The 5,073-nt window shown below is 49.0% G+C and carries 2 tRNA genes and 2 rRNA genes; all 4 read left to right on the top strand.

The annotated features are described in order from the left end of the window. The first annotated feature begins 172 nt into the window (after window positions 1-172). The 4 genes from L870_RS0106735 (at window position 173) to L870_RS0106720 (ending at window position 5,022) form a co-directional block, all read left to right on the top strand. Window positions 173-1,685: ribosomal RNA gene (locus tag L870_RS0106735) — 16S ribosomal RNA — on the top strand. Window positions 1,686-1,814: 129 nt separating this feature from the next. Continuing rightward, window positions 1,815-1,890: transfer RNA gene (locus L870_RS0106730), tRNA-Ala, on the top strand. A 6-nt stretch (window positions 1,891-1,896) separates the two neighbouring features. Next, window positions 1,897-1,973, top strand: a tRNA-Ile gene (locus tag L870_RS0106725). Between the two features lie 218 nt (window positions 1,974-2,191). Next, a 23S ribosomal RNA gene (locus L870_RS0106720) occupies window positions 2,192-5,022 on the top strand. The 16S and 23S rRNA genes sit together here with 2 tRNA genes alongside, the layout of an rRNA operon. Window positions 5,023-5,073: the final 51 nt, after the last annotated feature.

Raw genomic sequence — 5,073 nt, 5'->3', positions numbered from 1 at the left:
GTAAACAGCATCTTGAAAATTGAACAATGCGAATAAGAAAAAGTAACGACCCTTGAGATTCCTTTTTAAAGAAGGAAAGTCAAGAAAAGACTAAAAAACACTTTTAACGAGTAATAACGCAAGCGTTATGAACTGGATCGATATTTAAATCTAAGGATTTATATATACAACTTTAATAAAGAGTTTGATCCTGGCTCAGGACGAACGCTGGCGGCACGCTTAACACATGCAAGTCGAACGGAGATAATTTGAGTTTACTTAGGTTATCTTAGTGGCGGACGGGTGAGTAACACGTGAGCAACCTACCTTAGAGAGAGGGATAGCTTCTGGAAACGGATGGTAATACCTCATAACATAACTGAACCGCATGATTTAGTTATCAAAGATTTATCACTCTGAGATGGGCTCGCGTCTGATTAGATAGTTGGTGAGGTAACGGCTCACCAAGTCGACGATCAGTAGCCGGACTGAGAGGTTGAACGGCCACATTGGGACTGAGACACGGCCCAGACTCCTACGGGAGGCAGCAGTGGGGAATATTGCACAATGGGGGAAACCCTGATGCAGCGATGCCGCGTGGAGGAAGAAGGTTTTCGGATTGTAAACTCCTGTCTTAAAGGACGATAATGACGGTACTTTAGGAGGAAGCTCCGGCTAACTACGTGCCAGCAGCCGCGGTAATACGTAGGGAGCGAGCGTTGTCCGGAATTACTGGGTGTAAAGGGAGCGTAGGCGGGAGCGCAAGTCAGATGTGAAATACATGGGCTCAACCCATGGGCTGCATTTGAAACTGTGTTTCTTGAGTGAAGTAGAGGTAAGCGGAATTCCTGGTGTAGCGGTGAAATGCGTAGATATCAGGAGGAACACCGGTGGCGAAGGCGGCTTACTGGGCTTTTACTGACGCTGAGGCTCGAAAGCGTGGGGAGCAAACAGGATTAGATACCCTGGTAGTCCACGCTGTAAACGATGATTACTAGGTGTGGGGGGACTGACCCCTTCCGTGCCGCAGTTAACACAATAAGTAATCCACCTGGGGAGTACGGCCGCAAGGTTGAAACTCAAAGGAATTGACGGGGGCCCGCACAAGCAGTGGAGTATGTGGTTTAATTCGAAGCAACGCGAAGAACCTTACCAGGTCTTGACATCGTATGCATAGTCTAGAGATAGATGAAATTCCTTCGGGGACATATAGACAGGTGGTGCATGGTTGTCGTCAGCTCGTGTCGTGAGATGTTGGGTTAAGTCCCGCAACGAGCGCAACCCTTACCTTTAGTTGCTACGCAAGAGCACTCTAAAGGGACTGCCGTTGACAAAACGGAGGAAGGTGGGGATGACGTCAAATCATCATGCCCCTTATGACCTGGGCTACACACGTACTACAATGGCAATTAACAAAGAGAAGCAAGACGGTGACGTGGAGCGAATCTCAAAAAATTGTCCCAGTTCAGATTGCAGGCTGCAACTCGCCTGCATGAAGTCGGAATTGCTAGTAATCGCGGATCAGCATGCCGCGGTGAATACGTTCCCGGGCCTTGTACACACCGCCCGTCACACCATGGGAGTCGGTAACACCCGAAGTCGGTAGTCTAACAGCAATGAGGACGCCGCCGAAGGTGGGATTGATGACTGGGGTGAAGTCGTAACAAGGTAGCCGTATCGGAAGGTGCGGCTGGATCACCTCCTTTCTAAGGAGTACAGAAACAGATAGTTTCTAAACTCTGGTCAGTCAAGGGCCGTTCGCATTGTTTGATTTTGAGGATGCTGAGAAAAGAAACCTAAAAGGCTCAAGGCAAAAGGCTAAGGGCTAAATAAATGGGGGTGTAGCTCAGCTGGGAGAGCATCTGCCTTGCACGCAGAGGGTCAGGAGTTCGATCCTCCTCATCTCCACCAAAAAATGGGCGCATAGCTCAGGTGGTTAGAGCGCACGCCTGATAAGCGTGAGGTCGATGGTTCGAGTCCATTTGTGCCCACCACTGAGAAAAGATTTGAGTAACAAAGAGATTTGTTACTGAAATCTGTTCTTAGGAACAGAAAATAGAAGCTTGAAAAGTGAATAAAGCAAAAGTAATGCAAATGAGGATACTACGAGTTAAAAAGACGATAATTAAAAAATAGTTATCGGGTAATAAAGACTACAAGTATAAATGAATTAACAATTCATAGACGAGAACTCAGAAACATGAAGCAAAATGGTAAAGCTAAAAAGAGCGCAGGGCGAATGCCTTGGCATTGGGAGCCGAAGAAGGACGTGATTAACTGCGATAAGCTCCGGGGAGTGGTAAGTACACATTGATCCGGAGATTTCCGAATGGAGCAATCCAGCTGAGCAAACCTCAGCTATCGTATACTGAATAAAATAGGTATACGAGGGAAACCGCCTGAACTGAAACATCTAAGTAGGGCGAGGAAGAGAAATCAACCGAGATTTCCTAAGTAGTGGCGAGCGAACGGGAAAGAGGCCAAACCATAGGAAGCAATTCTTATGGGGTTACGGACTGCATTTAGTATTGTTAGAGGATAGCCGAACACTTTGGGAAAAGTGATCAGAGAGCGTGAGAGTCGCGTAGGCGAAATTTGATAACAGCGAGCAGGATCCAGAGTACCGCCGGACACGTGAAACCCGGTGGGAAGTCGGGGGGACCACCCTCCAAGCCTAAATACTACCCAATGACCGATAGAGAATAAGTACTGTGAAGGAAAGGTGAAAAGAACCCCGGGAGGGGAGTGAAAGAGAACCTGAAACCCTGTGCTTACAAGCACATAGAGCACATTAACGTGTGATATGGTACCTTTTGTAGAATGGTCCGGCGAGTTATGGTATGCAGCAAGGTTAAGCACTTAAGGTGTGGAGCCGAAGCGAGAGCAAGTCTTAATAGGGCGACAAGTTGTATGCCATAGACCCGAAACCGGGTGACCTAGCCATGTCCAGGCTGAAGTGGAGGTAAAGCTCCATGGAGGGCCGAACCGACCCCCGTTGAAAAGGTGGCGGATGAGGTGTGGCTAGCGGAGAAATTCCAATCGAACCCGGATATAGCTGGTTCTCCCCGAAATAGCTTTAGGGCTAGCGTTGTATTAGATTACCGGAGGTAAAGCACTGAATTGGCTAGGGGCCGAGAGGTTACTGAACCATATCAAACTAAGAATGCCGGATAATTGATGTACAGCAGTCAGACTACGTGAGATAAGTCTCGTGGTCAAAAGGGAAACAGCCCAGACCCACAGCTAAGGTCCCGAAATAGATTTAAGTGGAGAAGGATGTGGAGTTGCATAGACAACCAGGATGTTGGCTTAGAAGCAGCCACTCATTAAAAGAGTGCGTAATAGCTCACTGGTCGAGTGACTCTGCGCCGAAAATTCAACGGGGCTAAAATCTATACCGAAGCTTGGGCTTGTACAGCAATGTACAGGGGTAGGGGAGCGTTGTATGAGGGGTGAAGTCAGAGCGGAAGCACTGGTGGACTTCATACAAGTGAGAATGCCGGAATGAGTAGCGAGAATTATGTGAGAATCATAATGGCCGAAAGTCTAAGGTTTCAGAAGGAAGGTTCGTCCGCTTCTGGTAAGCCGGGAGCTAAGGTAAGGCCGAAAGGCGTAGCCGATGCACATACGGTAGAAATTCCGTAGCCTCCATCCATTTAAGCACAGGGACACTTTTGAAGGGCTTAGCCGAGCGTTGGTTGCCTCGGTCGTAAGGGACTGCGAATGAGCGGGAAGTAAGTTTGGAAGAAGGCGAGAAAAGCTGTGTGTACAGAAGATGGAGCCCGTACCGCAAACCGACACAGGTAGACAGGAAGAAGATTCTAAGGCCAACGGGAGAAGGGTTGTTAAGGAACTCGGCAAGTTGACCCCGTAACTTAGGGAGAAGGGGTGCTCTTTAGTAGAGCCGCAGAGAATAGGCCCAAGCGACTGTTTAGCAAAAACACAGCTCTATGCTAAATCGAAAGATGACGTATATGGGGTGACACCTGCCCGGTGCCGGAAGGTTAAGAGGAGGAGTGAGAGCTCTGAATTGAAGCCCCGGTAAACGGCGGCCGTAACTATAACGGTCCTAAGGTAGCGAAATTCCTTGTCAGGTAAGTTCTGACCCGCACGAATGGTGTAACGATTTGGGCACTGTCTCAACAACCCGCCCGGCGAAATTGTAGTACCGGTGAAGATGCCGGTTACCCGCGACTAGACGGAAAGACCCCATGGAGCTTCACTGTAGCTTAATATTGAATTTCGGTATTTCATGTACAGGATAGGTGGGAGACTGGGAAGTCAGGGCGTCAGCCTTGATGGAGTCGACCTTGGGATACCACTCTTGAGGTGCTGGAATTCTAACCTGTGGCTCTGAATCGAGTCAGGGGACATTGTTAGGTGGGCAGTTTGACTGGGGCGGTCGCCTCCTAAAAGGTAACGGAGGCGCTCAAAGGTTCGCTCAGCATGGATGGAAACCATGCTTTTGAGTGTAAACGCAAAAGCGAGCCTAACTGCGAGACTGACGGGTCGAGCAGTAACGAAAGTTGGAGTTAGTGATCCGGCGGTATGTGAGTGGAAATGCCGTCGCTCAACGGATAAAAGCTACCCTGGGGATAACAGGCTGATCTCCCCCAAGAGTCCACATCGACGGGGAGGTTTGGCACCTCGATGTCGGCTCATCGCATCCTGGGGCTGAATTCGGTCCCAAGGGTTTGGCTGTTCGCCAATTAAAGCGGTACGCGAGCTGGGTTCAGAACGTCGTGAGACAGTTCGGTCCCTATCTGTCGTGGGCGTAGGATATTTGAAAGGAGCTGTCCCTAGTACGAGAGGACCGGGATGGACGCACCGCTGGTGCACCAGTTGTCATGCCAATGGCACAGCTGGGCAGCTAAGTGCGGAACGGATAAACGCTGAAGGCATCTAAGCGTGAAGCCGACCTTAAGATAAGATATCCCTTCGTAAGAGTAAGACCTCTCAAAGACTATGAGTTTGATAGGCTCAAAGTGTAAGCGTGGTGACACGTTCAGCTTGCGAGTACTAATCGGTCGAGGGCTTTTCCTTTTTACTTCATTAAGAGTTCTTGCCTCGCATTACGCTTTATTCGTTTCAAAA

The sequence above is a fragment of the Ruminococcus flavefaciens ATCC 19208 genome, assembly GCF_000518765.1.
Taxonomy (GTDB): domain Bacteria; phylum Bacillota; class Clostridia; order Oscillospirales; family Ruminococcaceae; genus Ruminococcus; species Ruminococcus flavefaciens.
Note: the sequence above shows the minus strand (reverse complement) of the source record. Positions and strands in the feature narration are given on the sequence as shown.